Raw genomic sequence first — 2,614 nt, forward strand, 5'->3', positions numbered from 1 at the left:
ATTATTTGTTGATCACATGGAGGATTGGAGTGCCAACTTTTATTGATTTTTTCTATTATCTGTTTCATTATAATTTTATATGACACTAATGTTTGGCAGCGTTCCGCTTTTTAGTCGGTTTGCTGTTTGTTAGTCGCTTATTCCCATTCAAATGTTGATAAGTAACGAAGACCATTATAGTCCGCAATCTCTTCAACATATTTTTTAGGTATGCCAAGATGACCTTTCATGTTTTCTTTAAGAATAAAAACTTTTTGGTTTTTCTTTTTATCTCTAAAACCATTCGGGATATAGCAGAAAGTACAATTATTTGAGGCATTATTAAGGCCATTTCTATTTAATGATTTTTCAACCCAACAATCAAGTACATTATTGTCTATTATAACTGATTGAATTAATTGAACAGAATTCATTGTACATGTTTTGTCAATTTTAATTCTTAAAAACTCTGGATAATAGAATTTTATACCTAAGTCTTTACAGAACTGACAACGATGTTCGGGATTGGGACGCTTTTTGCTCTGACCGGATTCATACGCTTCCAACTCCTTGAGGTATTGCTCTTGATTAAAATACTCCATAAATTCGGTTTCATTTTTATCGGTATGCCCAATCCATGTCATATATTTCAAACCGGCAGTCGAGGCTGTTGTACCAGTCGGATTAAGTTCAAAAATAAAAGAGCCCAAGAAGGATACCGATACGGTATTCGTCGCTTTCTGCAATGATATACCCTCATGGCTATTATACATGATTGCCGCATTTGCGACAGTTATTTTTTTCGCTCTTAGTATTTCCTTGATTTTATCTGTGTCTGCCGGAATAACATTCAACAGATTCTCAAGTCCTTCAGAAGAATATTTCATAATAAGAGAATCTTCGTCATAGTCCATTACACCAAGCTCTTTACAGAACTGGCAACGAAGTTCCTTATTGTCTTCATCGTATTCTTTCCACCATTGACGGAAAGCCGATTGATCCATATATTTCTCAAAGTCAGCTTCGGAATCGAATTGACCGACCCATATCATTATCTTGCTCATTTTCTTTTTTTATTTTTCAAGCGACTAATGTCTGGTGGCTAACCGACTATTAAGTAGGTTGAGCCGCTTGTTATCAGTATTTACTTAGTTAATTTCATTAGAATTTTTGAAGCGGATAGCTTTTCGTAATCGAATAAATCTTTCTCCAAATTACAATTATTCATTGTATTCAAAGCCGCTTCTAAATGAAATCTTGATTTATCGAAGTCGTTCAAGCCGAAATACAATTCACCTAATACACAGTTAGAACGAATAAAAGATAAATCATCTTTTTCTTCTTGTGATGTTTTTATGACTTCCTGCAAGATTTCCATAGCACGTTCCATCTTTCCACAATCTAAAAGTCGTATTGCTTTATAAAATTCTAATTTCGTTTCCATTATTGTTTTACTGATAATGTTCGGTGGATAATCATCATTAAAGGAGATTGATCCGCTTGTTATCTGCCCGCTTTATTCCTCTTCTTCGATAAAATGATTTATAAAGTAATTGAATGACTGGGCGATGTAACGAGTATTTGTTTCAAAGTTGTATTCTCTTGAAGCGTTTTCGTCCCACTCGTCAGTCAAGTAATAGTAAATCTTTTTATTCTTCAAGTTCAACGCATAATAGTTTCCACCCGAATCCATAGCAAAAGGCAACAGATTGCATGGCATTAAATTCCTACTCCATATATCTTTGGCTATGACTTCAATTGTTTCAAAAGCATTGGTGCGTTCCTTTATCGGAAAGAACGCATTTATCTCCACCCGATCCAAATCCTCGTCCTGCGGTTGATAACAATATGGTGATGGCATACCACCGTTGAACTTGAGGTAAAAGTTCTTCATGCCTGCCGGAATCTTTACATTCAACTCAACCTCAAAATTCTTTATATCTTCTTTTGTTAGCGAAGCCGAACAGTCCGAAAGTTCAGGCATTACACCTGCTGTCTCCGTTTGTCCTTCTTCGATTTCTTCTATTGCTGGAATTGCTTTGTGCCCGTCCAAAACAACGAGATTGTCAAAGAAATCATCTATTGAATTTGCAACAAGTCGTGGCTCTCCAAAATTGAAGATTACATCTTGCATCCCCACAATAGGGTAAAGATAGATCTTTCCATTAACCAAGTCTATGGTAATCCGACCTTCATCGGTAGATTCCATAGCAAAAATAAGAATGCTATCAGATATAGCTCCAGCTTTTCTTAACTCTAATGTTTCGCCTTCTGCCGTATATCTGGGGTCATTCTTAAAATCCTTGTTATATTTGAATGGGAAGAAATCTTCAATTTCCACCTCTTGATATTTATTTATGCTTGCGGTCTGTTTCGTAGAACCTCCATTATATTGTAAATAGAACTCTTTCAGTCTTTCCGGCAAGGCATAACCCAATTTACTCTCTATTTCTTCAAAATCTTTGAGAGTAAGACTTTTTTGGCAATTTTCTAATTCTATTTTCATATTCATTCTTTTTATGGGCAGATAATGTTGGGTGGCTAACCGACCTTTCAGGGGAGGTTGAGCCGCTTGTTAGTGTCATTTTTTATCTTATTCTCAACCAATTAATGAACATATCTGTAAATGATTGGG

At 35.5% G+C, this 2,614-nt stretch carries 3 protein-coding genes; all 3 read right to left on the reverse strand.

Features of this window, described 5'->3' with window-relative positions:
• Nucleotides 1-137: 137 nt before the first annotated feature.
• Nucleotides 138-1,043 (reverse strand): immunity 22 family protein, encoded by a 906-nt coding sequence (locus DW082_RS14010; protein ID WP_009017660.1) that lies wholly within the window; start codon nt 1,041-1,043, stop codon nt 138-140.
• Between the two features lie 80 nt (nt 1,044-1,123).
• Nucleotides 1,124-1,423 carry a hypothetical protein gene (locus tag DW082_RS14015; RefSeq protein WP_032536035.1) on the reverse strand — a complete coding sequence of 100 codons (300 nt, stop codon included), beginning with the start codon at nt 1,421-1,423 and terminating at the stop codon, nt 1,124-1,126.
• A gap of 72 nt (nt 1,424-1,495) precedes the next feature.
• A complete protein-coding gene (locus tag DW082_RS14020) occupies nt 1,496-2,491 on the reverse strand; it encodes an SMI1/KNR4 family protein (protein WP_007558975.1) in 996 nt (331 codons plus the stop codon).
• Nucleotides 2,492-2,614: the final 123 nt, after the last annotated feature.

It is taken from the genome of Alistipes sp. AF48-12 (genome assembly GCF_003477565.1).
Lineage (GTDB): Bacteria > Bacteroidota > Bacteroidia > Bacteroidales > Rikenellaceae > Alistipes_A > Alistipes_A hominis.